The sequence below is a fragment of the Burkholderia metallica genome, from assembly GCF_001718555.1.
GTDB classification, from domain to species: domain Bacteria; phylum Pseudomonadota; class Gammaproteobacteria; order Burkholderiales; family Burkholderiaceae; genus Burkholderia; species Burkholderia metallica.
This window is the reverse complement of record NZ_CP013401.1, coordinates 2797312-2822885: the sequence shown is the minus strand read 5'-3', so window position 1 is coordinate 2822885 and position 25574 is coordinate 2797312. Positions and strand designations below refer to the sequence as shown.

The window sequence follows — 25574 nt, the reverse complement described above, 5'->3', positions numbered from 1 at the left end:
GAATATTGCGCCGCCTGCGACAGCGGGCGGCACGAACCCAGAAGAGAAGGACTGAAATCATGAGCACGACGCTCGAGCAATCCGCCTTTGCCCCGCCCACCGGCGCCGACAGCCGCATGGGCCACCTCGACTGGCTCGAAGCCGAGTCGATCCACATCCTGCGTGAACTGGTCGCCGAATGCAGCAAGCCGGCGCTGTTGTTCTCGGGCGGCAAGGATTCGGTCGTCGTGCTGCATCTGGCGCTGAAGGCGTTCGGCCTCGGCGCGAACCGCAAGACGACGCTGCCGTTCCCGCTCGTGCACATCGACACGGGCCACAACTACGAAGAAGTGATCGACTTCCGCGATCGCCGTGCGAAAGAACTCGGCGCCGAGCTGGTGGTCGGCCACGTCGAGGATTCGATCAAGCGCGGCACGGTCGTGCTGCGCCGCGAAACCGATTCGCGCAATGCCGCGCAGGCCGTCACGCTGCTCGAGACGATCGAGCAGCACGGCTACACGGCGCTGATCGGCGGCGCGCGCCGCGACGAAGAGAAGGCGCGTGCGAAGGAGCGGATCTTCTCGTTCCGCGACGAATTCGGCCAGTGGGACCCGAAGGCGCAGCGCCCGGAACTGTGGAGCCTGTACAACGCGCGCCTGCACAAGGGCGAGCACCTGCGCGTGTTCCCGATCTCGAACTGGACCGAGCTCGACGTGTGGCAGTACATCGCGCGCGAGAACCTCGAACTGCCGTCGATCTACTACGCGCACCAGCGCGAGATCGTGCGCCGCAACGGGCTGCTGGTGCCCGTCACGCCGCTCACGCCGATGCGTGACGGCGAGACGAGCGAACTCGCGCAGGTGCGCTTCCGCACGGTCGGCGACATTTCCTGCACGTGCCCGGTCGAGAGCGACGCGGACGACGTCGAGAAGATCATCGCCGAGACGGCGGTGACCGAGATCACCGAGCGCGGCGCGACCCGGATGGACGACCAGGCATCCGAAGCCGCGATGGAACAGCGCAAGAAGCAAGGTTATTTCTGAAGCACACGAGTCACGAGGACATTCACATCATGAGCATCATCGAGAACACCGAAGACCTCGGCGTGTTGCGCTTCATCACCGCGGGCAGCGTCGACGACGGCAAGAGCACGCTGATCGGCCGCCTGCTGTACGACAGCAAGGCCGTGCTGTCCGACCAGCTGTCCGCGCTGTCGCGCGCGAAGAACAAGCGCACGGTCGGCGACGAGCTCGACCTCGCGCTGCTGACCGACGGCCTCGAAGCCGAGCGCGAGCAGGGCATCACGATCGACGTCGCGTACCGCTACTTCGCGACCGCGAAGCGCAAGTTCATCATCGCCGACACGCCGGGCCACGAGCAGTACACGCGCAACATGGTGACGGGCGCATCGACCGCGCACGCGGCGATCATCCTGATCGACGCGACGCGCGTGACGGTCGAGAACGGCATCGCCGACCTGCTGCCGCAGACCAAGCGCCACAGCGCGATCGTCAAGCTGCTCGCGCTGCAGCACGTGATCGTCGCGATCAACAAGATGGACCTCGTCGACTACAGCGAAGCGCGCTTCAACGAGATCCGCGATGCGTACGTCACGCTCGCGAAGCAGCTCGGCCTGACCGACGTGCGTTTCGTGCCGGTGTCGGCGCTGAAGGGCGACAACATCGTCGGCGCGAGCGAGCGCATGCCGTGGTATGCGGGCGAGCCGCTGCTCGACGTGCTCGAATCGCTGCCGGTCGAGACGCAGGCGCACGACGCGCTGCGCTTCCCGGTGCAGTGGGTCGCGCGCCAGGACGGCAGCTCGGCCGACGATTTCCGCGGCTACATGGGCCGGATCGAGTCGGGCGAAGTGAAGGTCGGCGACGCAATCGTCGTGCTGCCGTCGAACCGCACGGCGACGGTCGCCGAGATCATCGCGCCGGTACCGGGCGGCACCGCGTCGGTCGAGCACGCGTTCGCGGGCCAGACCGTGACGGTCCGTCTCGCGGAAGACGTCGACGTGTCGCGCGGCGACATGTTCGTCACGTCCGGCGAGCCGGTCGAGCCGGCGAAGAAGCTCGAAGCCGATCTGTGCTGGTTCGACGAGACGCCGCTGTCGCCGCAGCGCAAGTACCTGCTGAAGCAGACCACGAGCACGGTGTTCGCGAAGATCGGCGGCGTGAAGCAGGTGCTCGACGTGCACACGCTGTCGCACGCGACCGACCGCCAGGAACTGAAGATGAACGACATCGGCCGCGTCGCGCTGACGCTGCAGAAGCCGATCGTGTGCGACACGTACGACGCGCACCCGGGTACCGGTGCGTTCGTGCTGATCGACGAGGCGACGCATCATACGGTCGCCGCAGGGATGATCCGGGCGTTCTCGGCGTAACCGGGCAACCGCGCCGCTTCGCGGCGGCGCGGGCCGGAGCCGACGCCCGCTGGAAGGCGAAGCGACAAACATGGGCAAGGTGTATCTGATCGGAGCAGGGCCGGGCGCGGCCGACCTCATCACGGTGCGCGGCGCGCGGCTGCTCGAGCAGGCGGACGTCGTGCTGCACGACGCGCTCGTCGAGCCCGCGATGCTCGACTACGCGCCGAATGCGCGCCGGATCGCGGTCGGCAAGCGCTGCGGGCAGCGCTCGACCGCGCAGCACTTCATCAACAAGCAGATCGTCGATGCGGCGCGCGAGTACGCGTGCGTGGTGCGGTTGAAGGGCGGCGACCCGATGCTGTTCGGTCGCGCCGAAGAGGAAATGCGCGCGCTCGAAGCGGCCGGCATCGACTACGAGGTCGTGCCGGGCATCACCGCGGCGCTGGCCGGCGCCGCGACGCTGAAGCGTTCGCTGACGTTGCGCGGCGTGTCGCGCAGCGTCGCGTTCGCGACGCACAGCCGCGCACCCGGCAGCGACGAGATCCGCGAGGCCGCGCGCGCTGACTCGATCGTCTACTACATGGGCCGCGACAGCGCGCCCGGCATCGCGCAGGAACTGATCGACGCAGGCCGCGCGCCGGCCACCGCCGTGGCGATCGTCGAGGCGTGCAGCACCGCGCGCGAGCGCACGCTGACGCTGACGCTCGCGCAGATGGCGGCAGGCGATGCACAGGCGTGGCTCGATCCCGCGGAGCCGAGCCTGCTGATGATCGGCGACGCGTTCGCCGAGCGCGCCGGGCAGGCGAAAGCGGGCGATACGCTGCGGAATGCGGCCTGAGCGGGCGCCTGCCGGCGTCCGAAACGAAAAAAGCGCTGGCGGAAGCCGGCGCTTTTTCTTTGTGGGCCGCGATCGCGTGGCTTACGCGTCGTCGCCGAGCTGGTCGATGCAGTAGCGTGCAATCGCGTCGAGCACGCCGTCGTCTTCGCCGACGGCCGTCGCGCAGCGGATCTCGACGCCCGGATGCGCGGCGCGGCATGCGTCGACGAGTTGCGGCAGGTCGCGGCGGACATGGCCGCCCTGGCCGAAGAACACGGGCACCACGGTGATGCGCGCGCAGCCGGCCGCGACCTGCGCTGCGACGGCGTCAGCGAGCGACGGCGTCATCAGTTCGAGGAACGCGAGCGACACGTGGGCCGCAGGGGAGCCGGCGCCGCGCAGCCGCGCGGCGAGCCGCTCGAACGGCTCGGCCCAGCGCGGGTCGCGGGCGCCGTGGCCGAACAGGACGATGCCGTGCGAATGCATGTCGAAGCCTCCGTCGTGACGCGGCGCTCAGTGCCGGTCGACCCACTTGAGTGCAAACAGGCCGAGCGCGAGATAGATCAGGCCCGGGGTCGCCGCGGTGAGCGGCGCGGGCCACGTGTTCAGCGTACCGATGTGCGAGAACAGCGTATTGAGGAGCTGGAAGCTCATGCCGAGCATGATGCCGCCGAACACCTTCACGCCGACCACGCCCGCACGCGTATGCAGGTACGCGAACGGCAGCGACAGCACGAGCATCACGAACACCGCGAACGGATACAGCAGCTTGCGCCACAGCGCGATGTCGTAGCGCTGCGTGTCCTGCTGGTTCTCGCGCAAGTGCTGGATGTAGCGGAACAGGTTGATGATCGACATGCGTTCCGGCGACACGAGCAGCACCGACAGGATCTGCGGCGTCAGGTCCGAACGCAGCCGGTATTCGGGCAGCGACACCTGCTGCGACCGGTAGACGGGGTTCAGCGCGTCGGCCGGCTGGCCGCTGATCGGCTTGATCGGCGTCAGTTCGGTCTCGGTGACGCCCTTCAGCAGCCAGTGGCCGGGCGGCTCGTAGCGGCCCGTCTGCGCGATGCGCACGTTGCGCAGCTGGAATTTCGAATCGAATTCGTAGATGCGCACGTTGCTGATCGTCGAGTCGGGCGACAGGCTGCCGACGTTCACGAAACGCGTGACCTGCTCGCCGTTTTCGCGCGCCGCGAGCGTGTCCTTCACCCACACGCCCGACTGGAAGTTCGACGACACCGACGCGCCGAGCGCCTGCAGCCGCACGCGTTCGGACAGCTGGTCGGCGTACGGGCCGACAAATTCGCCGATCAGATAGGTGACGATCACGAGCGGCACGCCGATCTTCAGCAGCGAGCGCAGCGCCTGGTTGGTCGCGAGGCCCGATACGCGAAAGATCGTGAACTCCGAGTTCGCGGCCATTTGCGCGAACACGTAGATCGCGCTGATCAGCGCGGCGACCGGGATGATTTCGTAGAAGCGCGACGGCGTCTGCAGCGCCACGCGCAGTACCGCATAGCCGAACTTGTAGTTGCCGTGCCCGACCGAGTTCAGTTCGCTGATCAGGTCGAAGAAGAAGAACAGGCCCGAGAACGCGAACAGGATGAAGACGAACGTGACGTAGATCTGCCGCGCGAAGTATTTTTCATAGAGCCGCATCGATCATGCTCCCGAGCGGCCGAACAGCGCGCGTGTAAACAGCGGACGATTGCGCACGCGCAACCAGAAGATGAACGCGACGATCGCCGCGACGATCAGGTGCAGGCCCACGAGCCCGACGCCGAACGACATCTTGCCCTGCTCGATCTGCGACTGCACGACGTTCAGCAGGTTCGAGTACGTGAGGTAGATCAGCACGGCCATCACGAGGTTGATCGTGCGGCTGCGGCGCGGGTTCTGGTACGACAGCGGAATGCCGAGCACCATCAGGTTGATCGCGATCAGCGGCAGCCCCGCGCGCCACGCGAATTCCGCGAGGTTGTCCTTCGTCGGGTTGCGCAGCAGGTCGGGTGTCGGCGTGCTGTTGGTGGTCTGCACGTTGGTGACCGGCGTGCTCGTGATCTTCACGCCGTAGCGCTCGAACTCCATGATCTTGAAGTTCGGCTGGCCGGGCGTGCCGTCGTAGCGGCGGCCGTCCTCGAGCACGACAAAGCGGCTGCCGTCGCGCGTTTCGGTGTGCCCCGTCTGCGACACGACCACGTTGACCTTGCCGTTCTCGGTCGAGGTCACGAACACGTTCTGCACCTTGCTCTGGTCCGGCGTCATCTTCTCGATGAAGAACACGCGGTGGTTCGACGCCGACTCGCGGAACTGGCCCGGCGCGAGCAGCGAGATTTCGTCGCGCTGCTGGAAGCGCGCCTTGATCATCTTGCTTTGCTGGTTCGACCACGGCCAGCCGACGAACGCGAAGAACGCGATCAGCAGCACGATCGGCGTGGCGAACACGCCGATCGGCTTGATGAGGCGCGTGAGGCTCACGCCCGACGCGAGCCACACGACCATTTCGGAATCCCGGTACCACCGGGTCAGCACGAACAGGATCGACACGAACAGCGTGACGACGAGCATCACGGCGAGGTAGCCGATCACGGTGAGGCCGATCAGCACGAGGACGTCCCGCGGATCGATTTCACCGGACGCGGCATAGCCGACGATGCGGATCATCATCGTCGTGAGCATGATCGTGAGCAGCACCATGAACACGGCGCCAGCCGTATACGCAAGCTCGCGCTGGAGGGAGCGTTCGAAGATCATTCTTGATGAGAAGAGGGCGGGAGGCGGCGCACGCGTGGTGGAGCGCTCGCGCCGCCACGGGAAAAATAGCGGATAATTGCGGCTTTCATCCTTAGCCCAGATTTTATCCGAGGACAAGCGCGATGGACTTTAGCATAAAAGGCTGTGATTGGAGCAAAGGCGAGGCCAAGGGGTTCCTGACCGGGAAGTCCGACTGCATCGTGCTCGGCATTTTCGAGGCGCAAACCCTCTCGGGCGCGGCGCTCGACATCGACACGGCCACCAAGGGGCTGATTTCGCGCGTGGTGAAGGCCGGCGACATGGACGGCAAGCGCGGCAAGACGCTGTTCCTGCACGAAGTATCGGGCATCGGCGCGTCGCGCGTGCTGCTCGTCGGCCTCGGCAAGCAGGATGCTTTCAATCAGAAAGCCTACAACGATGCGGTGACGGCCGCCTGGCGCGCGCTGCTGGCGACCAAGGTCGTCCAGGTCACGTTCACGCTCGCGCAGCTGCCGGTCGACGAGCGCAGCTCCGACTGGGGCGTGCGCGCGGCGATTCTCGCGCTGCGCAACGAGACCTACCGCTTCACGCAGATGAAGAGCAAGCCGGAACCGGCGTCGCACACGCTCAAGCGCGTCGTGTTCAGCGTCGATCCGTCCGACGACAAGGCCGCGAAGGTCGCGGTCAAGCAGGCCGTCGCGCTTGCGAACGGGATGGATCTCACCCGCGACCTCGGCAACCTGCCGGGCAACGTCTGCACGCCGACCTACCTCGGCAACACCGCGAAGAAGATCGCGAAGGATTGGGGCCTGAAGGCGGAAGTGCTCGGGCTCAAGCAGATCCAGGCGCTGAAGATGGGCTCGTTCCTGTCGGTCGCGCGCGCGTCGGTCGAGCCGCCGCAGTTCATCGTGCTGCACTACCAGGGCGCCGCCGCGAAGGCCGCGCCGGTCGTGCTGGTCGGCAAGGGCATCACGTTCGACACCGGCGGCATCTCGCTGAAGCCGGGTGAAGGCATGGACGAGATGAAGTACGACATGTGCGGCGCCGGTTCCGTGCTCGGCACGATCCGGGCGGTCGCCGAAATGGGCCTGAAGATCAACGTCGTCGCGATCGTGCCGACCTGCGAGAACATGCCGGGCGGCAATGCGACGAAGCCGGGCGACATCGTCACCAGCATGAAGGGCCTGACGATCGAGGTGCTGAACACCGACGCCGAAGGCCGTCTGATCCTGTGCGACGCGCTCACGTACGCCGAGCGCTTCAAGCCGGCCGCGGTGATCGACGTGGCGACGCTGACGGGCGCGTGCGTGATCGCGCTGGGCGGCCACAACAGCGGCCTGTTCTCGACGAACGACGCGCTCGCGGGCGAACTGCTCGACGCGTCGCGCGAGGCGAACGACCCGGCCTGGCGCATGCCGCTCGACGACGAGTACCAGGATCAGCTGAAGTCGAATTTCGCGGATCTCGCGAACATCGGCGGGCGCCCGGCCGGCGCCGTGACGGCCGCGTGCTTCCTGTCGCGCTTCACCGACAGCTATCCGTGGGCCCACCTCGACATCGCGGGCACCGCATGGAAGGGTGGTGCCGCGAAGGGCGCGACGGGCCGTCCGGTGCCGCTGCTCGCGCAGTTCCTGATCGACCGCGCCGGCCAGTGATGGCGGTGTCGACGACGCTGCGGGTGCGCGGGCAATGACGCGGATCGATTTCCACTCGAACGTCGGCGATTCGCTCGCGTACGCGTGCCGGCTGCTGCGCAAGGCCTACCAGGCCGGGCAGCCGGTCGTCGTGCTCGCCGAGCCCGCGCGCCTGCGCGCGCTCGACGAGCGGCTCTGGACGTTCTCGCCGCTCGATTTCATCCCGCATTGCGGTGTCGACAGCGAGCATGCCGCCGACACGCCGATCGTGCTGGCCGCGGATCTCGATCGTGCACCGCATCATCACGTGCTGCTGAACCTCGGCGCGGCCGTGCCCGCGCAGTTCGCCCGCTTCGAGCGCCTGCTCGAAGTGGTCGGCAATGCGCCGGACGAGCTGGCCGCGGGCCGCGACCGCTACCGGTTCTACCGCGACCGCGGCTACGCGCTGAACAACTACAAGCAGGGCAGCTAGCCGCAACCGCCGGCGCAGTGGAGTGTTCCCGTGACAGAAGCCGATTCATCCTCGATCCCGACACTGACCGACGTGCTGGTGCCGGGCAAGCCGGTGCCGGCGCGCGCGCCTGCGCCCCACACGCCGCAGTCGCCGGCCGGCGCGGCGATTCCAGTGCTCACCGACGTGATCGCACCGCCGCATGCCGCGACCGCGGCGCCGGGCGATTCGATGCAAAGCGGGTTCGAACCCGATTCCGTCGTGGTCGAGCCCGTGCCGACGCCGTACGTGCCGGCCGTCGAAGTGCCGGGCGACGTCGCAACGGCTGCCGCGGCGTCGACGGGCGAGACCGATGCGCCGGCAGAACCGGGTGCAGCGGAGCATGTGGTCGCCGAAGATTCGGCGGCGATGCGTGCGCCGCTGCGCTCGTCGCTGGCCGGCGACGATGGGCGGCAGCACGCGTTCGCCGAGATCGCGCACGAGGCGGCCGCGCATCCGCATGAAGCGCACGTGTCGGCGGCCCTCGTTCCGGCAGCCGTGCCGCCGCAGCCGGACGCACCGGCGGCAGCCGGGCTGACGCCGGAAGATGCGCAGCACGTCGCCGAGCGTCTGCGCAATCGACTGACGAATTATCTGACCGGGGAAGGGCGCGACGCGATCGAGGCTCGCTGCCGCGACGCGCTGCACGAGCATTCGGCCTGGCTGGTCGGCCAGATCACGCGTGAGGTGGCGCTGGCGCTCGAAACCGAGGTCATGGATTGGGTTCGCGACGCGGTCGACGAAGAGATTGCACGCCGCCGAGCCGGTCATTCCGGTTGAGCGCGCGGTCGTTCCGATGAAAAACGGGGCGCGGTTCTAACAAGGACCGGCGAAGTGCCGGTTGGCCAGGGTCAAGGTTGCCTGTCGGCGGAAACCGGCACGGCGGTAGCGACTCTTTCCGTCCGCCCGGGGGCACTCGCCTCAGCGCACCGACAGCACCCATTGCGCGAGCGTGTGCGCTTCGGCGTTCGTCAATTGCGTATTGGCGGGCATCGGCACGCTGCCCCATACGCCGACGCTGCCTTTCACGATCGATTGGGCAAGGTAGTCGACGGCGTCGACGCGCGCCGCATACTTGCCGGCGATGTCGTGGAACGACGGGCCCATCAGCGGCTTGCCGATCGCGTGGCAGGCCATGCAGTTCTTGTGCTGCGCGAGCGCGAGCCCGTCGGCGTGGTCGGCGCGCGCCGCCGCCGCGCTGCCGATCAGCAGCGCGGCGAGCAGGACGCGCAATATCGTGTGTTTCATGCGGTTCTCCGCCGGCGGGGACGGCCGGCTTCATGGTCCGCGCATTATAAAAGCAAAGGGAACGCACGTTTTGCGCGTTCCCCCGGCGGCCATGTTTGCCGGTGGCGCATGATGCGGCGCGCCCGCGTCAACCCGTGACGGCGCCCTGGTTCGCGGGCCGCGCGAGCGCCGCGAATTTCGCGAGCACGCCGCGCGTGTAGCGCGGCGCCGGCGGTTGCCAGGCGGCGCGACGGCGCGCGAGTTCCGCGTCGTCGACGTTCAACTGCAGCAGCAGCCGGTGCGCGTCGATCGTGATCGAGTCGCCTTCCTGCACGAGTGCGATCGTGCCGCCGACGAACGCTTCGGGCGCGACGTGGCCGACCACCATGCCCCAGGTGCCGCCCGAGAAGCGGCCGTCCGTGATGAAGCCGACCGATTCGCCGAGTCCCTTGCCGATGATCGCGGACGTCGGCGCGAGCATTTCCGGCATGCCGGGGCCGCCCTTCGGGCCGAGATAGCGCAGCACGAGGATGTCGCCTGCGCGGATCCGGTCGCCGAGAATCGCGTCCATCGCGCTCTGCTCGTCGTCGAACACGCGTGCGGGGCCCGTGATCACCGGGTTCTTCAGGCCGGTGATCTTCGCGACCGCGCCGTCTTCCGCGAGATTGCCCTTCAGAATGGCCAGGTGGCCCTCCTTGTACAGCGCGCGGTCGATCGGGAAGATCACGTCCTGGTCCGCGCGCGGCACACCCGGCACGTCCTTCAGCTCGTCGGCGATCTTGCGGCCGGTGATCGTCATGCAGTCGCCGTGCAGCAGCCCGGCGTCGAGCAGGATCTTCATCACCTGCGGAATCCCGCCGGCCCGATGCAGGTCGGTCGCGACGTACTTCCCCGACGGCTTCAGGTCGCAGATCACCGGCACACGCCGGCGGATGCGCTCGAAATCGTCGATCGTCCAGTCGACCTCGGCCGCGTGCGCGATCGCGAGATAGTGCAGCACCGCGTTCGTGGAGCCGCCGGTCGCCATGATCACCGACACCGCGTTCTCGATCGATTCCTTCGTGATGATGTCGCGCGGCTTCAGGTCGCGTTTCACGGCTTCGACCAGCACGCGCGCCGATTCGGCGGCCGAATCGACCTTCTCCTGGTCGGGGTTCGCCATCGTCGACGAATACAGCAGCGACATGCCGAGCGCCTCGAACGACGAACTCATCGTGTTCGCGGTATACATCCCGCCGCACGAGCCCGACGTCGGGCAGGCGTTCTGCTCGATCCCTTCGAAATCCTCCTGCGACATCCGCCCCGCGGTGAATTCGCCGACCGCCTCGAACGACGACACGATCGTCAGATCCCGGCCTTTCCAGTTGCCGGGGCGGATCGTGCCGCCGTACACGTAGATGCCCGGCACGTTCAGGCGCGCGAGCGCGATCATGCCGCCGGGCATGTTCTTGTCGCAGCCGCCGACCACCACCACGCCGTCCATCCACTGCCCCTGCACGCAGGTCTCGATGCAGTCGGCGATCACTTCGCGCGACACCAGCGAATACTTCATCCCTTCCGTGCCCATCGACATGCCGTCCGAAATCGTCGGCGTGCCGAAGATCTGCGGGTTCGCACCGGCCGCCTTCACGGCCGCCACCGCCGCGTCGGACAGGCGCTGCAGGCCGGAATTGCACGGCGTGATCGTCGAATGGCCGTTCGCGATGCCGATCATCGGATTGTCGAAATCGTCCTTCCGGTAGCCCAGTGCGTAATACATCGAGCGGTTCGGCGAACGGGCCACGCCTTGCGTGATGTGCTGCGAGCGGCGGTTGTAAGCCATGGGGGACTCCATCGTTGTCTGGGCGACGCCGGGAACGGCGCGCCGGTTCGGATCGTTCAAGAATGGCGTTTCCGGATTGGGATGTCCAATATATTATTTGTCGCTTATTAAGTCGTTTTCCGAATGAGAACTGCATGGCCGATCCGACGCCCGACCTGCGTCAATGGCGCTATTTCACGACCGTCGCCGACGAGCGCCATTTCGGCCGCGCGGCCGAGCGCCTGTCGATGACGCAGCCGCCGCTGTCGCAGGCGATCCGCGCGCTCGAGGACACGCTCGGCGTCGCGCTGTTCGTGCGCACCAAGCGTTCGGTGGCGCTGACGGCGGTCGGCGCGGCGCTGTTGCCCGACGTGCGCCGGCTGCTCGAGCTGGCCGATGCGTTGCCGCCGCTCGCGGGACGGCTCGCGCGCGGCGAGGCCGGCTCGCTGTCGCTGTCGTTCGTGTCGACCGCCGATTACGGGCTGCTGCCTGCGCTGCTGCGGGCGTTTGGCGCGCGCTATCCGCAGGTGCGGCTGCGGCTCACCGAGGCGACTAGCGACGTGCAGATCGACGATATCGTCGCCGGCCGCAGCGACGCGGGGCTCGTCATTCCGCCGGTGCCGCCGCGCCACGCGGCCGCGCTGTCGTACCTGCCCGTCGTGCGCGAACCGCTGGTGGTGGCGATGCCGGCGGCGGCGAGCGACGCGCCCGACGACGAGCCCGTTCATCTCGCCGAGGTCGCCGCGTTGCCGCTCGTGATCTTTCCGCGTCGTTTGGCGCCCGGCTTTTATGACATCATTACGGGCTGCTACGGCGCGGCGGGGGAAACTCCGCGCATCGGCCAGGAGGCGATCCAGATGCAGACGATCGTCAGCCTCGTGTCGGCCGGCATGGGCGTCGCACTGGTGCCGCAATCGCTGCGTAACCTGCGGCGCACCGGCGTGGTCTACCGGCCGCTCGCGGGTCATGCGCCGGTCGTCGAGACGGGCCTCGTGTGGCGCACCGGCGACGTGAGCCCCGTGCTGGCCGGCTTCATCGACATCGTGCGCGAGCAGGCGCTCGGCACGTGACGTGAACGATGCCGCGCCGGTGCCGTCCAACGCGCGGTGCGGCGCGTGTGCGACGGCCGTACCGCATTCGAAAACTTCTTCGCTAACCCATGATCATTCACCCGAATTTCGACCCCGTTGCGATCCATCTCGGGCCGCTGGCCGTGCGCTGGTACGGGCTCATGTATCTCGTCGGCTTCATCGCGGCGATCGTCGTCGGCCGGATCCGCCTGAAGCTGCCGCATGTGGCCGCGCAGGGCTGGACCGCGAAGGACATCGACGACATGATGTTCTACGGCGTGCTCGGCACCGTGCTCGGCGGCCGGCTCGGCTACGTGCTGTTCTACAAGGCCGATTTCTACTTCTCGCATCCGCTCGACGTGTTCAAGGTGTGGGAAGGCGGCATGTCGTTCCACGGCGGCTTTCTCGGCGTGACGCTCGCGATGGTGCTGTTCGCATGGCAGCGCAAGCGCCACTGGCTGCAGGTCACCGATTTCGTCGCGCCAATGGTGCCGACGGGCCTCGCAGCCGGCCGACTCGGCAACTTCATCAACGGCGAGCTGTGGGGCCGCGTGACCGACCCGACGGCACCGTGGGCGATGCTGTTCCCGGGCGCGATGCGCGACGATGCGGCGTGGCTGCCGAAGCATCCGGAACTCGTCGAGAAGTGGCATCTCGCCGACGTGTTCATGCAATACCAGATGCTGCCGCGCCATCCTTCGCAGCTCTATGAAATCGCGCTCGAGGGCATCGTGCTGTTCTTCGCGCTGTTCTTCTTCGCGCGCAAGTCGCGGCCGATGGGCGCCGTGTCCGCGCTGTTCCTGATCGGCTACGGTCTCGCGCGCTTCACGGTCGAATTCGCGCGCGAGCCCGACGACTTCCTCGGCCTGCTCGCGCTCGGTCTGTCGATGGGGCAGTGGCTGTCGCTGCCGATGATCCTCGCGGGTGTCGCGCTGATGGTCTGGGCGTATCGCCGCCGCACGGCGAACGCCGCTGCATGATGCGATGCCGATGCACGCGCGATCGGCGCGTGCATCGGCAACCTGCAGTCGATAAAAAAACGCCGGCCCTCGGGCCGGCGTTTTCATTTCGGACTGCTGCGGGACGTGCGTTACTTCATCTGCACGGAGCCGTTGACGGTGACCGACACGGTGGCCTTGCCGCCTTCGACCGCGATCGGTGCGCTCATCTTGGCGCTGTCCATCGGCGCCGCGGCCATCGCCATCATGCGCGTGTACGGCTGCACGTTGCGGCCGCTGCCGACGTTCACGTCGCGGATCGTGTAGCTGCTGTAACCGAATGCCTTCGCGGCTTCGTCGGCGCGGGCGCGGAACGACTTGATCGCTTCGGTCGTGAGCTTCTGTTCGGCCGCACGCTGGGCTTCGGGCGACAGCGAGAACTCGACGTTCGCGACCTGCATCAGATTCGACAGCTGGCCTGCGAGCTTCGACGCCGCGGCGAAATCGCGCGATTCGAGCGCAACTTCGGTGCGGCCGCGCCATGCGGAGATCTTGCCGTCGCGATCGGTGCTCGGATAGACGGAGAACGCGCCCGTGTGCGCGGTGACGCCCGATACGCCCTTCGCCTGCGACAGCGCGGCATCGGCGCGCTGGTTCAGCTGTGCGGTGAGGCTGCCCGGATCCTTGGCTTGCTGTTCGTAGAACAGCGTGATGTGGATGATGTCCTGCGGCACGTCGGCGCTGGCTTGCGACGACAGCGACAGCACGCCCGCCGGCTCCGGAAAGTGCGGATTCGCGGCCTGCGCGTGCGCGGCGGGCGACGCGAGCGTCAGCGCGACGGGCACGGCGGCGGCAAGGGCGAGCGACAGCGCGAGTGCGGATTTCTTGGTCATTGTTGGACTCCTTGTGCGAGGGCGTGCACGCGGATCGCGCGTACACGACGCGGGCGACCCGCGCGACGAAAAGAACGACAGCCGGCCCGATCGGCCGACAGCGGTTGCTTAGGCCGCGCGAATGGGCCGCGAGTTCCACGGCGATGGGGCGTACTGACCAGATTTGACCTTTGGCGCGCGCCTACTTCATCAGCTTTTCGGTGATGAATCGCCATTCGGCGCGCGTGACCGGCGTGATCGACAGCCGGTTGCCGCGTGCGAGCACGCGCATGTCGGCGAGTTCGTCGTGTTCGCGCAGCGCGGCGAGCGGCACGAGCGGCGATTTTTTCACGTAGCGCACGTCGACGAGCAGCCAGCGCGGCGCTTCGTGGGTCGACTTCGGATCGTAATAGGGGCTTTTCGGATCGAACTGCGTGGGATCGGGGTAGGGCGTCGACGACACTTCGGCGAGGCCCGCGATGCCCGGCTCGGCGCAACTCGAGTGATAGAACAGCACGCCGTCGCCGATCTTCATCGTGTCGCGCATGAAATTGCGCGCCTGATAGTTGCGCACGCCGGTCCACGGCAGCGAGCGCTGCGGTGCGTTGGCGAGATCATCGATGCTTGCTTCGTCCGGTTCGGACTTCATCAGCCAGTATTGCATGGATCGTGATCGACGCAGAAAGGGCTGCTACAAAAGAAAACGGCACCGGGCTCCGCCCGATGCCGTTGGATAGGCCCCCGCCTTGGCCGCTAGGCCGGCATCCTGAACCTGAGGTTCAGAATTGGTCGCAGTTAGCAGCACTTCGGGTACATCAGACAGAGTGACGCGCGCGCCCGTGCTACAAATTTCCGCAACCGTGCACATGGCATTGGTTCAAGGAATATATGACCTTGGCGAACCAGGCAGGGAAGCTGACTGAACTGTGATTCGATGCGCCAATTTGACCACCGTTGATCGCCGAGATCAAGGGGAATCGACGCATCGACTGAAACGTTACTGGGTTTCGTGCTGTGCGAGCACCGCGCCGAGCTGTTCGTTCATCTGGTGCATTGTACGACGGATTTCCTCCGCCGGAAATGCTTCACCGTGCCGCACGCTCGTTTGCAGGCGCAGCAATTCGGACGCGAGCGACAGCGCCGCCATCACGGCGATGCGATCGGTGCCGCGCACCGAGCTGTTCGAGCGGATTTTCGACATTTCGGCGTCGACACGCGCGACCGCTTCGAGCAGCGCCGCTTCGGTCTCGGCCGAGCAGGCGAGCCGATAGGCCTGACCGAGAATCGAGACTTCGATCTGCTTGGTGCTCATGCATGTTCTCCGTGGCTGGCCGCGTCATCGCCATCCGCACCCGCCTGCGCATCCAGCAGGTCGAGCTGGTTGTCGGCCTGCTCCGCGCTTTTCGAGCGCGGCAGTTTTTCGAGGATCGCGTTCAGTTTCACCTGGGCGTCGTCGATCTTCGCCGACAGCGTGTCGCGCTCGGCCGCGAGCGCATTGCGCTCGTCGCGCAGTTGCTCGAGTTCCGCGCGGACGGCGTCCGCTTCCGCGCGCATTTGCGCGACCTGCTCCTCGAGCGCGAGCCGTTCCGAGTGATAGCGCTTGTTCAGCGAAATCAGACGGCCAATATTTTGAGATAGGGTTTCGAGTTCGTTGAGCATTTGCTGCGTCCTCTAAAGACCCAGCATTTTAGCGCGGAATAACGCGCAATCCGACATCTGTAACGTTTCCAGTCGTAACACCCCGGCTTCTTGCCGCGAATCGGCGCTTGCCGTGCGTGTCCGGACGCTTCCTTGACGCTCGCGCGACCCGCTCCTAAACTGGCGCCGCCTCGGTGCTCGCGCGTGCAACGCGCGGTTAAACGGGAAGCAGGGTGTGGGCGCCGGACGCCCGCCAACCTGCGCTGCCCCCGCAACGGTAAGCGGCCGCGTCCGGTGACGCAGGCCGGCTCGGGCGCGTTTCGCGTACAGGTGTCGTACGCGCGACGCGGGCCACTGCGCGTCATCGCGCGGGAAGGCGAGCCGGACCGCCGCCAGCCCGGATACCGGCCGAGACGGGGAGCCCGCACGGGCTTCATGACGCGCGGCCCGCGGGGAGGCGGGGCGCGCCACGCTTCACGGAATCTTCTTCGATGCTGACCCCAATCGTCCGCGCGACGTTCACGTCACGACCGGCCGCCCGTCGCAAGCGCGCGCGCCGCACGTCGTGGGCGGCGGCGTGCGCGGCATGAGCGCCGCACGCGCCGCCGCGATCTGGGGCGCGCTGGCCGCCGCGGTCGCGCTGCTGTTCGTCGCGTCGCTGTCGATCGGCAGCGTACCGATGTCGCCGTGGCAGGCGCTCGCGTCGCTCGTGCCGCATGGCGGCGACGCGCTGTTCGCCGACATCGTCCGCACGCTGCGCCTGCCGCGCGCGCTCGCGGGCTTTGCATGCGGCGCGTTGCTCGCGCTGGCCGGCGCGCTGCTGCAGGTGCTGTTGCGCAATCCGCTCGCGGAGCCGTACGTGCTCGGCGTGTCGGGCGGCGCGGCGGGCTTCGCGCTCGTCGCGATGATCGCGGGCGGCGCATGGTGGCTCGTCGACGCATCGGCGTTCGCCGGCTCGCTCGTGTCGGTCGCGCTCGTGCTCGGCCTCGCGCGCCGCGAGCTGGGGCGCGGCGACGCGCGCGACGCATCGCCGCGGCTGCTGCTCACGGGCGTCGTGATCGCGGCAGGGTGGGGCGCGCTCGTCACGCTGCTGCTGTCGCTCGCGCCCGATGCACGGCTGCGCGGAATCATCTTCTGGCTGACGGGCGACCTGAACGGCGTGAGCGCGCCGTGGTTCGCGTGGGGCGCGCTGTTGCTGGCCGCTTGCGTCGCGCTGCCGGCCGCGCCGCAACTGAACGTGCTGCTGCGCGGCGACGCGACCGCGCTCGCGCTCGGCGTGCCCGTTGCGCGGCTGCGCGTGCGGATCTATCTCGTCGCGTCGCTGGCCGCCGCGGCCGCGGTGACGACGGCCGGCACGATCGGCTTCGTCGGCCTCGTCGTGCCGCACGCGCTGCGGCTCGCGTTCGGCAACGACCAGCGGATGCTGCTGCCGGCTGCGATGCTCGCGGGCGGCGGCGGCGTGATGGCGGCCGACCTGCTCGCCCGCACCGCGATCGCGCCCGCGCAACTGCCGGTCGGCGTGATGACCGCGTTGATCGGCGTGCCGGTGTTCCTGTGGATGTTGTTGAGGAGACCGATGCGATGACGCGCGCCGCACTGCCTGCCGCTGCCGGCGGCCCGACGAGTTACGCGGCCGTCGACCTGACGCTGAAGGCCGGCGCGCGCACGCTGCTCGACGGCTTCAACGGGGCGTTTCGTCCCGGCGAGATCTGGTGCGTCGCGGGGCCGAACGGCGCGGGCAAGACGACGCTGCTTGCGACCCTGGCGGGGCTGCAGCCGCCGGCCGGCGGACAGGTCGAGATCGACGGCCGGCCGCTGGCCGCATGGCCGCCCGCGCAGCTTGCGCAGCGCCGCGCGCTGATGCCGCAGCAACTGCACGACGCCTTCAGCGCGACCGTGTTCGACACGGTGCTGCTCAACCGCTTTCCGTATCTCGGCGGCTGGGGCTGGGAGCGCGACGGCGACCGCGCGGCCGCCCGCGACGCGCTGGCGGCGTTCGACCTGAGCGCGCTCGCGTCGCGCGACGTGCTGTCGCTGTCCGGCGGCGAGCGGCAGCGCGTCGCGCTGGCTGCGACGCTGTGCCAGGACGCGCCGTTGATGCTGCTCGACGAGCCGCTCGCGCATCTCGACCTGCATCACCAGATCGGTTGCCTGAGCGCGCTGGCCGCGTGGCTCGACACGGGCCCGCGCACGGTGCTGTTCTCATGCCATGATCTGAATCTCGCGCGGCGCTTCGCGACGCATGCGTTGTTGCTCGACGGCCGCGGCCACGCGTGGGCCGGCCCGGTGCACGACGTGCTGACGCCCGAGCGCGCGAGCGATGCGTTCGGCTATCCGCTCGTGCTGATCCGCGAGAACGGCCGCGATGCGCTGCTGCCGGCGTGGCCCGAGCGACAATGACGTTTCCTTTTTCGATGCGCGGCGCCTGCCGCGCCAACGACCCGGCTTCTCGATGACGACCCCGACCCCTTTCCCGCCCGCGATCGCGCCGCTCGACGACGCGTTGCGCAAGCGCCTGCAGCACGTGATCGACCACAAGACCAAGCCGCCCGGCAGCCTCGGCCACCTCGAGGCGATCGCGCTGCAGATCGGCCTGATCCAGCACACCGAGCGGCCGGTCGTGCAGCGTCCGGTGATGATCGTGTTCGCGGGCGATCACGGGATTGCCGCCGAGGGCGTGAGTCCCTATCCGCAAGCGGTGACCGCGCAGATGGTCGCGAACTTCCTCGCGGGCGGCGCGGCGATCAACGCGTTCTCGGGTGTCGCGCAGTGCACGCTCGAGATCGTCGATGCGGGCGTTGCGTCGCCGTTGCCGCTGTCCGACCGGCTGGTGTCGCTGCCGGTCGCGCGCGGCACGCGCAACTTCGCGATGGAGCCGGCGATGACGCGCGACGACGCGATGACGGCGCTCGCCGCCGGCGCGGCGCGCGTGCGCCTGCATGCGTCGCTCGGCACGAACGTGATCGGCTTCGGCGAGATGGGGATCGCGAACACGTCGTCGGCCGCGTGCCTGATGAGCCGCCTGCTGAGCGTGCCGATCGACGCCTGCGTCGGGCGCGGCACGGGCCTCGACGATCAGGGCCTCGCGCACAAGCGCGCGGTGCTCGGCCGCGCGCTCGTCAAGCACTCGCACGCGATCGCGCCGCTCGACGTGCTCGCGACGTTCGGCGGCTTCGAGATCGCGATGATGACGGGCGCGTATCTCGCGGCCGCGAGCGCGCGGATGACGATCCTCGTCGACGGCTTCATCGCGACCGCCGCGCTGCTCGTCGCCGAGCGCATCGCGCCCGGCGTGCGCGATTACTGCGTGTTCTCGCATACGTCGCACGAGGCCGGCCACCGGCGCATGCTCGAACATTTCGGCGCGAAGCCGCTGCTCGCGCTCGACCTGCGGCTCGGCGAAGGCACCGGCGCAGCACTCGCGCTGCCGCTCGTGCGCGCGGCGGCCGCGTTCCTCACGGAAATGGCGAGCTTCGAATCCGCCGGCGTCGACAATCGTGACGCCTGATCGCGCGCGCGGTGTGAAGGCCGAACTGCGCTACTTCTTCGTCGCGCTCGGCTACTTCACGCGCGTGCCCGTGCCGCGCTCGATCGGCTATGCGGCAGGCGATCTCGACCAGGCCGCACGCTATTTCCCGCTCGTCGGCGCATGGGTCGGCGCATGGGGCGCGCTCGTCTATCTCGTCGCGCTGCGCGCGCTGCCGTCGTCGATCGCGGTCGGCTTGTCGATGGCCGCCACGCTGCTCGCAACGGGCGCCTTTCACGAGGACGGCCTGGCCGACAGTTGCGATGCGTTCGGCGGCGGCTATACGCGCGACGACGTGCTGCGCATCATGCACGACTCGCGGATCGGCACGTTCGGCGCGGTCGCGCTCGTGATCTCGCTTGGACTGAAGTGGCAGGCGCTTGCGTCGATGCTGCCGCTGCGCGCCGCATGGACGATGATCGCCGCGCACGCGGCGAGCCGCGCGGCGGCGGTGAGCCTGCTGATGACGCTCGACTACGTGCGGCCGGAAGGCAAGGCGAAACCGGTCGCGCAACGGCTGGGCGCACGCGCGGCGTGCGTCGCGGCGCTCTTCGGCTTGCCGTGGCTGTTCTGGCCCGACTGGCGCATGGGTGTCGTCGCATGTGTCGCGCTCGTGCTCGTGCGCGCGTGGGCCGCCCGCTATTTCGTGAAGCGGATCGGCGGTTATACGGGCGATTGTCTCGGCTTCGCGCAGCAACTGTGCGAACTGGCGATTTATCTCGTGGTGCTCGGATGGACGTCGTCCTGATCCGTCATCCGGCCGTCGGCGTCGAGCCGGGCATCTGCTATGGACGCAGCGACGTGCCGCTCGCCGCCTCGGCCGGCGCCGGCGCGCAGGCCGTGCGCGAGCGCCTGTCGGCCTGCCGCGCACCGCTGCCCGAACAGGTCTGGACGAGCCCGCTGACACGCTGCGCGTCGGTGGCCGAACGGCTCGCGCACGCATGCGACGTGCCGCTGCGGTGCGATGCGGGCTGGCAGGAGATGGATTTCGGCGCGTGGGAACTGCAACGCTGGGACGATATCGGCCGCGCGGCGCTCGACGCGTGGGCGGCCGACCTGATGCATGCGTGCGCGCATGGCGGCGAAAGCGTGGCGCGGTTCGCCGCGCGGATCGCGCGGCAGGCCGATGCGGTGGCGCGGTTCGGCCGCCCGCAATGGGCGGTCACGCACGCGGGCGTGATCCGCGCGTTTGCATCGCATGTCCTGCGCGTGCCGCTCGATACGCTGTTGTCGCGGCCCGTGCCGACCGGCGGTATCGTCTGGCTGCGCGCGGATGGCGACACGCGAACGTGGGACGTCGTGCACTGGGACGAATAGGCGCAACGGCGCGAGCATGCGAACGACGCTGCGTGTAGCAGCTCTCGCGTCGTGCACTGGGCGCAGCATGCACCGGCGCGCGACGAACGCGCAAGCAGCCGGACATCAGCGCGCCTGCCGCCGGGTCCGTGCGGTATCGAGGTCTTCGCACAGCGCGGCCGCGCCCTGTGCGATCCGCGGCGACGGCCGCGTCAGCAGATCGCCGTCGATCGCGAACAGGTTGTTGCGCGCGACGGCCGTCAGCGCGGGCCAAGCGCGCCAGCGCGCGAGGCTCGGCAGCGGTTCGTTCGAACGGGTCGCACCGGCGCTCGTCGTCACGATCGCTTCCGGATTCGCCGCGAGCACGGCCTCGTCGGTGACGGTCGGCACGAGCGGCTTGAGCGACGCGAAGACGTTGCGGCCGCCGCACAGCTCGATCACCTCGTTGATCAGGTGCGCGCCATTGAGCGTCATCAACGGCCGGTCCCATACCTGGAAGAACATCGTCACGGGCGCTTTCGCCGCGTAACGCGTGCGCAGCGCTGCGATGTCGCGCGCATAGGCGGCCGCGGCCGCATCGGCAGCCGCTTGCGTGCCGAGCAGCGTGCCCAGCCGGCGCAGCGATGACGACACGTCGTCGAGATGCTTCGGCTCGCTGAAGAACAGCGGGATGTGCAGCGCGCGCAGCGCGTCGGTCTGCCGCTCGGCGTTGCCGTGCCGCCAGACGACGATCAGGTCGGGCTTCAGCGCGGCGATCCGCTCGAGGTCGAGCGCCTTGTTGTCGCCGACGCGCGGTATGGCCTGCGCGGCGGGCGGATAGTCGCTGTACGTGACGGTGCCGACGAGCTTCGCGCCGCCGCCGGCCGCGTAGATCAGTTCGGTCGCGTGCGGAGCGAGGCTGATCACGCGTTGCGCGGGCGCCGCCAGCGTGACGGTATTGCCGGTGTCGTCGCGCGCCGCGACATCGGCGTGGGCGAGCGGTGCGTGAGCGAGAGCGGTCAGCATCGCGACCGGCGCGAGCCGGCGAATCATGCGCGCATTCATGCGGATTCCTGTCGCAGCAGCGGCACGCAGTGTGCGAGCGCGTCGCCCAGGCGCTGCCATTCGGCTTCGCTGCCCGGCAGGCCGACACGGACGCTCGACGGCGTCGGGAAGTGCCGCGTCCAGATGCCGCGTGCCGCGAGCGCCGCATGCAGCGCCGCGGCGCGCGGATCGTCGGTCCAGCTGAAGAGCGGTGTCGCGCGAACCGCGAAGCCGTGCGCGCGCAGCAGCGCGGCCAGCCGTTCGCCGTCGGCCGCGAGCCGTTCGCGCGCGGCGGCCTGCCATGCGCGATCGGCGAATGCGGCGGCGACCGCGTGGCGGGCGGGGCCGCCGACCGTCCACGCACCGAGCATGTCGCGCAGCGCGACGATCCGGTCGGGGCAGGCGAGCACGAAGCCGGCGCGGATGCCGGCGAGCCCGAAGAACTTGCCGACCGAACGCAGCACGACGAGGCCGGGGAGGTCGACCCGCGGTGCGAGCGATGGCGTCGCGCCCGTATCGGCGAACGCCTCGTCGACGATCAGCGTGCCGCCGCGCGCCGCCAGTTGCGCATGCCAGCCGAGCAGGCGCCCGGTCGGTACGCACTCGGCGGTCGGATTGTTCGGATTCCCGACGATGACGTGGCGCAACGCGGCAGGCAGCGTATCCATGCCGATGTCGAGCGCGACGACGCGATGGCCGTGGCGCGCGAAGGCCGGCGCGTATTCGCCGTACGCGAGCGCGGCGACGCCGGCGTCGCCGGGCGGCAGCAACGCGGGCAACGCGCGGATCGCGGCCTGGCTGCCGGCCACCGGCAGCACGTGCGCGGGGTCGGGTGCGTGGTAGTACTGCGCGGCGCCGGCTGCGAGGCCGTCGCCGTCGTCGGGCAGGCGGCGCCATGCGTCGGCCGGGACGGGCGGGACCGGGTAGCCGACCGGATTGATGCCGGTCGACAGGTCGAGCCACGCGTCGTACGGAATGCCGTGGCGGCGGGCGGCTTCGTGCAGGTTGCCGCCGTGCGCGATGCGGGTATCAGACATGATGGGTGGCCATGACGAGTGCGCCGCTCGCGACCAGCAGCGCGAGCCACAGGGCCAGCGTGCGCGTGACGAGCGACAGCGCGGCGACGATGTGGACGGCGCTTGCCGCCGCGCCGGTGCCGAGCGCCGGTCGATCCTCGATTTCGCCGTGATAGACGGCCGGGCCGCCGAGCTGCACGTTCAGGCTGCCGGCGCCGGCAGCCATCACCGGGCCTGCGTTCGGGCTGTCCCAGTGGCGTGCCTGCGTGCGCCAGCAGCGCCATGCGGCGGCCGTGTCGCCGAGCAGCGCGTAGCTCGCGGCCGTGAGGCGCGCGGGAATCCAGTTCAGCGCGTCGTCGAGGCGCGCGGCGGCCCAGCCGAAGGTCAGGAAGCGCGGCGTGCGGTAGCCCCACATCGCGTCGAGCGTGTTCGCGAGCCGGAACAGCAGCGCGCCGGGGCCGCCCGCGATGACGAACCAGAACAGCGCGCCGAAGATCGCGTCGTTGCCGTTCTCGAGTGCCGATTCGACAGCCGCGCGCGACAGCGCGCCTTCGTCCGCATCGCTCGTGTCGCGCGACACGATCCGCGCGGTCAGCGCGCGGGCGGCGCCGAGATCATGCCGCAGCAACGCGGCCGCGATCGGCGCGACGTGGTCGGCGAGGCTTTTCGCGCCGAGCGCGAACCACAGCAGCGCGATGTGCAGCGCGGCCGCGAGCGGCCACGGCAGCGCGGCCGCGAGCCATGCGGCGACGGCGACCGGCGGCACGACCGCCGCGATCCACGCGGCGACGCCGACCACGCGGCCGCGCCGGCCGGTGTTCAGTGCGCCTTCGATGCGTGCGGCCATGCGGCCGAACGCGACGAGCGGATGCCAGCCGGCAGGTTCGCCGATCGCGCGGTCGACGATCGCGGCCGCGACCGCGAACATCGCGACGACGGGCAGCGACAGCATCAGCATGACGGCGCTCCCGGCTTCAGGTCGAGCGGCAGCCCGGCGACGAGCAGCGTCACGTGCGTCGCGAGCGCGGCGACGCGCTGGTTCAGGCGCCCGAGTTCGTCGACGTAGCGGCGCGTGACCGACCCGAGCGGCACGACGCCGAGCCCGATCTCGTTGCTGACGACGATGACCTTCGCGCGCGCGCCGCGCAATGCGTGTTCGAGCCGGTCGGCCTGTGCGGCGTATTGCGCGTCGTCGAGCGGTTCGCCGTCGGCCGGGCACAGCAGGTTCGTGAGCCACAGCGTCAGGCAGTCGACGAGCAGGCACGCCTGCGGATCGTCGAGCCGTGCGAGCGTGCCGGCGAGGTCGACGGGGGCGTCGGCGAACCCCCAGTCGGCCGGCCGGCGCGCGCGATGGTGCGCGATGCGTCGCGCGAATTCGTCGTCGGCGGCGGTCGCGGTTGCGATGTAGGTGACGGGGCGGCCGCTGTCGGCGGCGAGCCGCTCGGCGTGCGCGCTCTTGCCCGAGCGCGCGCCGCCGAGGACGAAGGTGAGGTCGTGCGGAATCATCGCGTGATTGTAACGGCGCGGGCATCGCGGCGCGGGGGATAATGCGGCCTTTGCTTGGCGACGATCCTGACACGATGAATGCACCCGAACCGCGGCTTCGCGGCACGCTGATGATCCAGGGCACGACGTCCGATGCGGGCAAGAGCACGCTGGTCGCGGGCCTGTGCCGGCTCGCGCGCCGCGCCGGCGCGCGCGTTGCGCCGTTCAAGCCGCAGAACATGGCGCTCAACAGCGCGGTGACGGCCGACGGCGGCGAGATCGGCCGCGCGCAGGCACTGCAGGCGCTCGCAGCGGGCGTCGCGCCGCATACGGATTTCAACCCCGTGCTGCTGAAGCCGACGAGCGATCGCGGCGCGCAGGTGATCATTCACGGCAAGGCGCGCATGAACCTCGACGCGCGCGCATATCACGACTACAAGCCGGTCGCGTTCGACGCGGTGCTCGAGTCGTACGCGCGCCTGCGCGCCGGTTACGACACGGTGATCGTCGAGGGCGCCGGCAGCCCGGCCGAAATCAACCTGCGCGACGGCGACATCGCGAACATGGGTTTTGCCGAGCGCGTCGACTGCCCCGTCGTGCTGGTGGCCGACATCGACCGCGGCGGCGTGTTCGCGCACCTGGTCGGCACGCTCGCGTGCCTGTCGGACAGCGAGCGCGCGCGCGTGCGCGGCTTCGTGATCAACCGCTTCCGCGGCGACATCAGGCTGCTCGAACCGGGGCTCGACTGGCTGCGCGCGCAGACGGGCAAGCCGGTGTTCGGCGTGCTGCCGTACCTGCACGGCCTGCTGCTCGACGCCGAGGACATGCTGCCCGCGCAGGCGCGCAGCGCGGCCGCACGCGGCGACGCCGGCGTGCTGCGCGTCGTCGTGCCGGCGCTACCGCGCATCAGCAACCACACCGATTTCGATCCGCTGCGCGCGCATCCGCAGGTCGAATTCACGTACTGGAAGAGCGGCCCGGTGCCGGATGCCGACCTGCTGATCCTGCCCGGCTCGAAGAGCGTGCAGCGCGACCTCGCATGGCTGCGCGACGCGGGCTGGGACACGCTGATCCGTCGCCATCTGCGCTACGGCGGCAAGGTGATCGGCATCTGCGGCGGGATGCAGATGCTCGGCCGCACGCTCGACGACCCGCTCGGCCTCGAAGGGGCGCCCGGCAGCGTGCCGGCGCTCGGCCTGCTCGATTTCGACACGACGCTGCAGCCCGACAAGACGCTGAAGAACGTGACCGGGCAGCTCGCGCTGCCGGGCGGGGCCGCGGTGCGCGGCTACGAGATCCACATGGGCGACACGCGCGGGCCCGCGCTCGCGTCGCCCGCACTGACGTTGGCCGCCGATGCCGCGCAGGGCGGCACCCGCCGCGACGGCGCGGTGTCTGCCGATGACCAGATCCTCGCGACCTACGTGCATGGGCTGTTCGACGCGCCCGACGCGTGCACCGCACTGCTCGCATGGGCCGGCCTCGACGGCGCACAACGCATCGACTACCCGGCACTGCGCGAGGCATCGCTCGAACGGCTGGCCGACACGTTCGCGAGCCATCTCGACCTCGACGCGCTGTCCGCCGAGTTTCGTTGACCGGTTGCCGGGCCGTCCTCGCTTTTTCCGCCGAACCGCGTACAACACAGGAGGGCG

27 protein-coding genes, 1 other RNA gene and 1 riboswitch are annotated in these 25574 nt (G+C 69.1%); of the genes, 14 read left to right on the top strand and 14 right to left on the bottom strand.

Annotation, left to right across the window (positions count from 1 at the left end; translation table 11 throughout):
- Positions 1–59: 59 nt before the first annotated feature.
- The 3 genes from cysD to cobA all read left to right on the top strand — a co-directional run bounded on the left by cysD (position 60) and on the right by cobA (position 3188).
- Complete coding sequence (cysD, locus tag WJ16_RS12720) at positions 60–1022, top strand: sulfate adenylyltransferase subunit CysD (protein ID WP_069257354.1); 963 nt, start codon at positions 60–62, stop codon at positions 1020–1022.
- Between the two features lie 29 nt (positions 1023–1051).
- Positions 1052–2368 carry a sulfate adenylyltransferase subunit 1 gene (locus WJ16_RS12715; protein ID WP_069257353.1) on the top strand — a complete coding sequence of 439 codons (1317 nt, stop codon included), beginning with the start codon at positions 1052–1054 and terminating at the stop codon, positions 2366–2368.
- Positions 2369–2438: 70 nt separating this feature from the next.
- The gene (gene cobA, locus WJ16_RS12710; RefSeq protein WP_069257352.1) at positions 2439–3188 is read left to right on the top strand and encodes a uroporphyrinogen-III C-methyltransferase; all 750 of its coding nucleotides are present in this window, start codon (positions 2439–2441) and stop codon (positions 3186–3188) included.
- 81 nt (positions 3189–3269) lie between these two features.
- On the opposite strand, the gene WJ16_RS12705 is transcribed toward cobA, so the two are convergent.
- The 3 genes from WJ16_RS12705 to lptF are packed head-to-tail and all read right to left on the bottom strand — an operon-like array spanning position 3270 to position 5924.
- Complete coding sequence (locus WJ16_RS12705) at positions 3270–3653, bottom strand: sirohydrochlorin chelatase (protein ID WP_069257351.1); 384 nt, start codon at positions 3651–3653, stop codon at positions 3270–3272.
- A 27-nt stretch (positions 3654–3680) separates the two neighbouring features.
- Positions 3681–4829, bottom strand: a complete 1149-nt coding sequence (lptG, locus tag WJ16_RS12700) for an LPS export ABC transporter permease LptG (protein WP_069257350.1) — start codon at positions 4827–4829, stop codon at positions 3681–3683.
- Positions 4830–4832: 3 nt separating this feature from the next.
- On the bottom strand, positions 4833–5924 hold the full coding sequence (lptF, locus tag WJ16_RS12695) for an LPS export ABC transporter permease LptF (RefSeq protein WP_069257349.1): 1092 nt from the start codon (positions 5922–5924) through the stop codon (positions 4833–4835).
- A gap of 122 nt (positions 5925–6046) precedes the next feature.
- Here lptF and WJ16_RS12690 point away from each other — a divergent pair, with 122 nt between their 5' ends.
- From WJ16_RS12690 to WJ16_RS12680, 3 genes are read left to right on the top strand one after another with little or no spacing between them, the layout of a single operon-like run.
- Positions 6047–7558 carry a leucyl aminopeptidase gene (locus WJ16_RS12690; RefSeq protein ID WP_069257348.1) on the top strand — a complete coding sequence of 504 codons (1512 nt, stop codon included), beginning with the start codon at positions 6047–6049 and terminating at the stop codon, positions 7556–7558.
- 34 nt (positions 7559–7592) lie between these two features.
- Positions 7593–8009, top strand: a complete 417-nt coding sequence (locus tag WJ16_RS12685; protein WP_069257347.1) for a DNA polymerase III subunit chi — start codon at positions 7593–7595, stop codon at positions 8007–8009.
- 30 nt (positions 8010–8039) lie between these two features.
- Positions 8040–8807, top strand: coding sequence for a DUF2486 family protein (locus WJ16_RS12680; protein WP_069257346.1), 768 nt, complete (start codon positions 8040–8042; stop codon positions 8805–8807).
- A 141-nt stretch (positions 8808–8948) separates the two neighbouring features.
- Here the strand turns inward: WJ16_RS12680 and WJ16_RS12675 are convergent, their stop codons facing one another.
- Both WJ16_RS12675 and ilvD read right to left on the bottom strand, forming a co-directional pair.
- Positions 8949–9275 (bottom strand): c-type cytochrome, encoded by a 327-nt coding sequence (locus WJ16_RS12675; protein WP_069257345.1) that lies wholly within the window; start codon positions 9273–9275, stop codon positions 8949–8951.
- A 127-nt stretch (positions 9276–9402) separates the two neighbouring features.
- Complete coding sequence (gene ilvD / locus WJ16_RS12670; protein ID WP_069257344.1) at positions 9403–11076, bottom strand: dihydroxy-acid dehydratase; 1674 nt, start codon at positions 11074–11076, stop codon at positions 9403–9405.
- Between the two features lie 134 nt (positions 11077–11210).
- Between ilvD and WJ16_RS12665 the strand changes: the two genes are divergently transcribed.
- Together WJ16_RS12665 and lgt are read left to right on the top strand one after the other, a co-directional pair.
- The gene (locus WJ16_RS12665; RefSeq protein ID WP_069257343.1) at positions 11211–12125 is read left to right on the top strand and encodes a LysR family transcriptional regulator; all 915 of its coding nucleotides are present in this window, start codon (positions 11211–11213) and stop codon (positions 12123–12125) included.
- 89 nt (positions 12126–12214) lie between these two features.
- Positions 12215–13105, top strand: a complete 891-nt coding sequence (lgt, locus tag WJ16_RS12660) for a prolipoprotein diacylglyceryl transferase (RefSeq protein WP_069257342.1) — start codon at positions 12215–12217, stop codon at positions 13103–13105.
- A gap of 110 nt (positions 13106–13215) precedes the next feature.
- Here lgt and WJ16_RS12655 read toward each other — a convergent pair whose 3' ends face one another.
- The 5 genes from WJ16_RS12655 to WJ16_RS12635 all read right to left on the bottom strand — a co-directional run bounded on the left by WJ16_RS12655 (position 13216) and on the right by WJ16_RS12635 (position 15594).
- The gene (locus WJ16_RS12655; RefSeq protein WP_069257341.1) at positions 13216–13956 is read right to left on the bottom strand and encodes an SIMPL domain-containing protein; all 741 of its coding nucleotides are present in this window, start codon (positions 13954–13956) and stop codon (positions 13216–13218) included.
- Positions 13957–14137: 181 nt separating this feature from the next.
- Complete coding sequence (locus WJ16_RS12650) at positions 14138–14599, bottom strand: EVE domain-containing protein (RefSeq protein WP_069257340.1); 462 nt, start codon at positions 14597–14599, stop codon at positions 14138–14140.
- 70 nt (positions 14600–14669) lie between these two features.
- Positions 14670–14851, bottom strand: a non-coding RNA gene (ssrS, locus tag WJ16_RS12645) — 6S RNA.
- Positions 14852–14932: 81 nt separating this feature from the next.
- The gene (locus WJ16_RS12640) at positions 14933–15247 is read right to left on the bottom strand and encodes a cell division protein ZapA (RefSeq protein ID WP_011352906.1); all 315 of its coding nucleotides are present in this window, start codon (positions 15245–15247) and stop codon (positions 14933–14935) included.
- A complete protein-coding gene (locus WJ16_RS12635; RefSeq protein WP_069257339.1) occupies positions 15244–15594 on the bottom strand; it encodes an ATPase in 351 nt (116 codons plus the stop codon). The genes WJ16_RS12640 and WJ16_RS12635 overlap by 4 nt, the downstream gene beginning before the upstream one ends.
- 154 nt (positions 15595–15748) lie before the next feature.
- A riboswitch (cobalamin riboswitch) is annotated at positions 15749–16000 on the top strand.
- Between the two features lie 159 nt (positions 16001–16159).
- On the opposite strand from WJ16_RS12635, the gene WJ16_RS12630 reads away from it, so the two are divergent.
- From WJ16_RS12630 to cobC, 5 genes are read left to right on the top strand one after another with little or no spacing between them, the layout of a single operon-like run.
- Complete coding sequence (locus WJ16_RS12630) at positions 16160–17158, top strand: FecCD family ABC transporter permease (protein ID WP_069258051.1); 999 nt, start codon at positions 16160–16162, stop codon at positions 17156–17158.
- Positions 17155–17973 (top strand): ABC transporter ATP-binding protein, encoded by an 819-nt coding sequence (locus tag WJ16_RS12625; RefSeq protein ID WP_069257338.1) that lies wholly within the window; start codon positions 17155–17157, stop codon positions 17971–17973. Before WJ16_RS12630 ends, WJ16_RS12625 begins: the two co-directional genes overlap by 4 nt.
- Before the next feature lie 52 nt (positions 17974–18025).
- Complete coding sequence (gene cobT / locus WJ16_RS12620) at positions 18026–19081, top strand: nicotinate-nucleotide--dimethylbenzimidazole phosphoribosyltransferase (RefSeq protein WP_069258050.1); 1056 nt, start codon at positions 18026–18028, stop codon at positions 19079–19081.
- On the top strand, positions 19071–19847 hold the full coding sequence (locus WJ16_RS12615) for an adenosylcobinamide-GDP ribazoletransferase (protein ID WP_069257337.1): 777 nt from the start codon (positions 19071–19073) through the stop codon (positions 19845–19847). The genes cobT and WJ16_RS12615 overlap by 11 nt, the downstream gene beginning before the upstream one ends.
- Positions 19832–20416: an alpha-ribazole phosphatase gene (gene cobC, locus WJ16_RS12610; RefSeq protein WP_069257336.1), complete on the top strand. Its 585-nt coding sequence runs from the start codon at positions 19832–19834 to the stop codon at positions 20414–20416. Before WJ16_RS12615 ends, cobC begins: the two co-directional genes overlap by 16 nt.
- Before the next feature lie 105 nt (positions 20417–20521).
- Here the strand turns inward: cobC and WJ16_RS12605 are convergent, their stop codons facing one another.
- Genes WJ16_RS12605 through cobU form a run of 4 tightly spaced genes read right to left on the bottom strand, consistent with a single transcriptional unit; the run spans position 20522 to position 23940 of the window.
- The gene (locus WJ16_RS12605; protein WP_069257335.1) at positions 20522–21439 is read right to left on the bottom strand and encodes a cobalamin-binding protein; all 918 of its coding nucleotides are present in this window, start codon (positions 21437–21439) and stop codon (positions 20522–20524) included.
- Entirely contained in the window at positions 21436–22455 is a 1020-nt protein-coding gene (gene cobD, locus WJ16_RS12600) for a threonine-phosphate decarboxylase CobD (RefSeq protein ID WP_069257334.1), read from the bottom strand. Before cobD ends, WJ16_RS12605 begins: the two co-directional genes overlap by 4 nt.
- Positions 22448–23392 carry an adenosylcobinamide-phosphate synthase CbiB gene (gene cbiB, locus WJ16_RS12595; protein WP_069257333.1) on the bottom strand — a complete coding sequence of 315 codons (945 nt, stop codon included), beginning with the start codon at positions 23390–23392 and terminating at the stop codon, positions 22448–22450. Before cbiB ends, cobD begins: the two co-directional genes overlap by 8 nt.
- Entirely contained in the window at positions 23386–23940 is a 555-nt protein-coding gene (gene cobU, locus WJ16_RS12590) for a bifunctional adenosylcobinamide kinase/adenosylcobinamide-phosphate guanylyltransferase (RefSeq protein ID WP_069257332.1), read from the bottom strand. The genes cbiB and cobU overlap by 7 nt, the downstream gene beginning before the upstream one ends.
- A gap of 74 nt (positions 23941–24014) precedes the next feature.
- Between cobU and WJ16_RS12585 the strand changes: the two genes are divergently transcribed.
- Positions 24015–25517 (top strand): cobyric acid synthase, encoded by a 1503-nt coding sequence (locus WJ16_RS12585; RefSeq protein WP_069257331.1) that lies wholly within the window; start codon positions 24015–24017, stop codon positions 25515–25517.
- The last annotated feature ends 57 nt before the right edge of the window (positions 25518–25574 follow it).

Bases quoted from the DNA above. Each gene is read 5' to 3' on its own strand.
- WJ16_RS12665 (WP_069257343.1), top strand. From the start codon at position 11,211: ATGGCCGATCCGACGCCCGACCTGCGTCAATGGCGCTATTTCACGACC.
- WJ16_RS12675 (WP_069257345.1), bottom strand. From the start codon at position 9,275: ATGAAACACACGATATTGCGCGTCCTGCTCGCCGCGCTGCTGATCGGC.
- WJ16_RS12625 (WP_069257338.1), top strand. From the start codon at position 17,155: ATGACGCGCGCCGCACTGCCTGCCGCTGCCGGCGGCCCGACGAGTTAC.
- lptF (WP_069257349.1), bottom strand. From the start codon at position 5,924: ATGATCTTCGAACGCTCCCTCCAGCGCGAGCTTGCGTATACGGCTGGC.
- WJ16_RS12685 (WP_069257347.1), top strand. From the start codon at position 7,593: ATGACGCGGATCGATTTCCACTCGAACGTCGGCGATTCGCTCGCGTAC.
- WJ16_RS12705 (WP_069257351.1), bottom strand. From the start codon at position 3,653: ATGCATTCGCACGGCATCGTCCTGTTCGGCCACGGCGCCCGCGACCCG.
- cobC (WP_069257336.1), top strand. From the start codon at position 19,832: ATGGACGTCGTCCTGATCCGTCATCCGGCCGTCGGCGTCGAGCCGGGC.
- WJ16_RS12640 (WP_011352906.1), bottom strand. From the start codon at position 15,247: ATGAGCACCAAGCAGATCGAAGTCTCGATTCTCGGTCAGGCCTATCGG.
- WJ16_RS12715 (WP_069257353.1), top strand. From the start codon at position 1,052: ATGAGCATCATCGAGAACACCGAAGACCTCGGCGTGTTGCGCTTCATC.
- WJ16_RS12585 (WP_069257331.1), top strand. From the start codon at position 24,015: ATGAATGCACCCGAACCGCGGCTTCGCGGCACGCTGATGATCCAGGGC.
- lgt (WP_069257342.1), top strand. From the start codon at position 12,215: ATGATCATTCACCCGAATTTCGACCCCGTTGCGATCCATCTCGGGCCG.
- WJ16_RS12655 (WP_069257341.1), bottom strand. From the start codon at position 13,956: ATGACCAAGAAATCCGCACTCGCGCTGTCGCTCGCCCTTGCCGCCGCC.
- WJ16_RS12690 (WP_069257348.1), top strand. From the start codon at position 6,047: ATGGACTTTAGCATAAAAGGCTGTGATTGGAGCAAAGGCGAGGCCAAG.
- cbiB (WP_069257333.1), bottom strand. From the start codon at position 23,392: ATGCTGATGCTGTCGCTGCCCGTCGTCGCGATGTTCGCGGTCGCGGCC.
- cysD (WP_069257354.1), top strand. From the start codon at position 60: ATGAGCACGACGCTCGAGCAATCCGCCTTTGCCCCGCCCACCGGCGCC.
- cobT (WP_069258050.1), top strand. From the start codon at position 18,026: ATGACGACCCCGACCCCTTTCCCGCCCGCGATCGCGCCGCTCGACGAC.
- ilvD (WP_069257344.1), bottom strand. From the start codon at position 11,076: ATGGCTTACAACCGCCGCTCGCAGCACATCACGCAAGGCGTGGCCCGT.
- WJ16_RS12605 (WP_069257335.1), bottom strand. From the start codon at position 21,439: ATGAATGCGCGCATGATTCGCCGGCTCGCGCCGGTCGCGATGCTGACC.
- WJ16_RS12635 (WP_069257339.1), bottom strand. From the start codon at position 15,594: ATGCTCAACGAACTCGAAACCCTATCTCAAAATATTGGCCGTCTGATT.
- WJ16_RS12630 (WP_069258051.1), top strand. From the start codon at position 16,160: ATGAGCGCCGCACGCGCCGCCGCGATCTGGGGCGCGCTGGCCGCCGCG.
- lptG (WP_069257350.1), bottom strand. From the start codon at position 4,829: ATGCGGCTCTATGAAAAATACTTCGCGCGGCAGATCTACGTCACGTTC.
- WJ16_RS12650 (WP_069257340.1), bottom strand. From the start codon at position 14,599: ATGCAATACTGGCTGATGAAGTCCGAACCGGACGAAGCAAGCATCGAT.
- cobU (WP_069257332.1), bottom strand. From the start codon at position 23,940: ATGATTCCGCACGACCTCACCTTCGTCCTCGGCGGCGCGCGCTCGGGC.
- cobA (WP_069257352.1), top strand. From the start codon at position 2,439: ATGGGCAAGGTGTATCTGATCGGAGCAGGGCCGGGCGCGGCCGACCTC.
- cobD (WP_069257334.1), bottom strand. From the start codon at position 22,455: ATGTCTGATACCCGCATCGCGCACGGCGGCAACCTGCACGAAGCCGCC.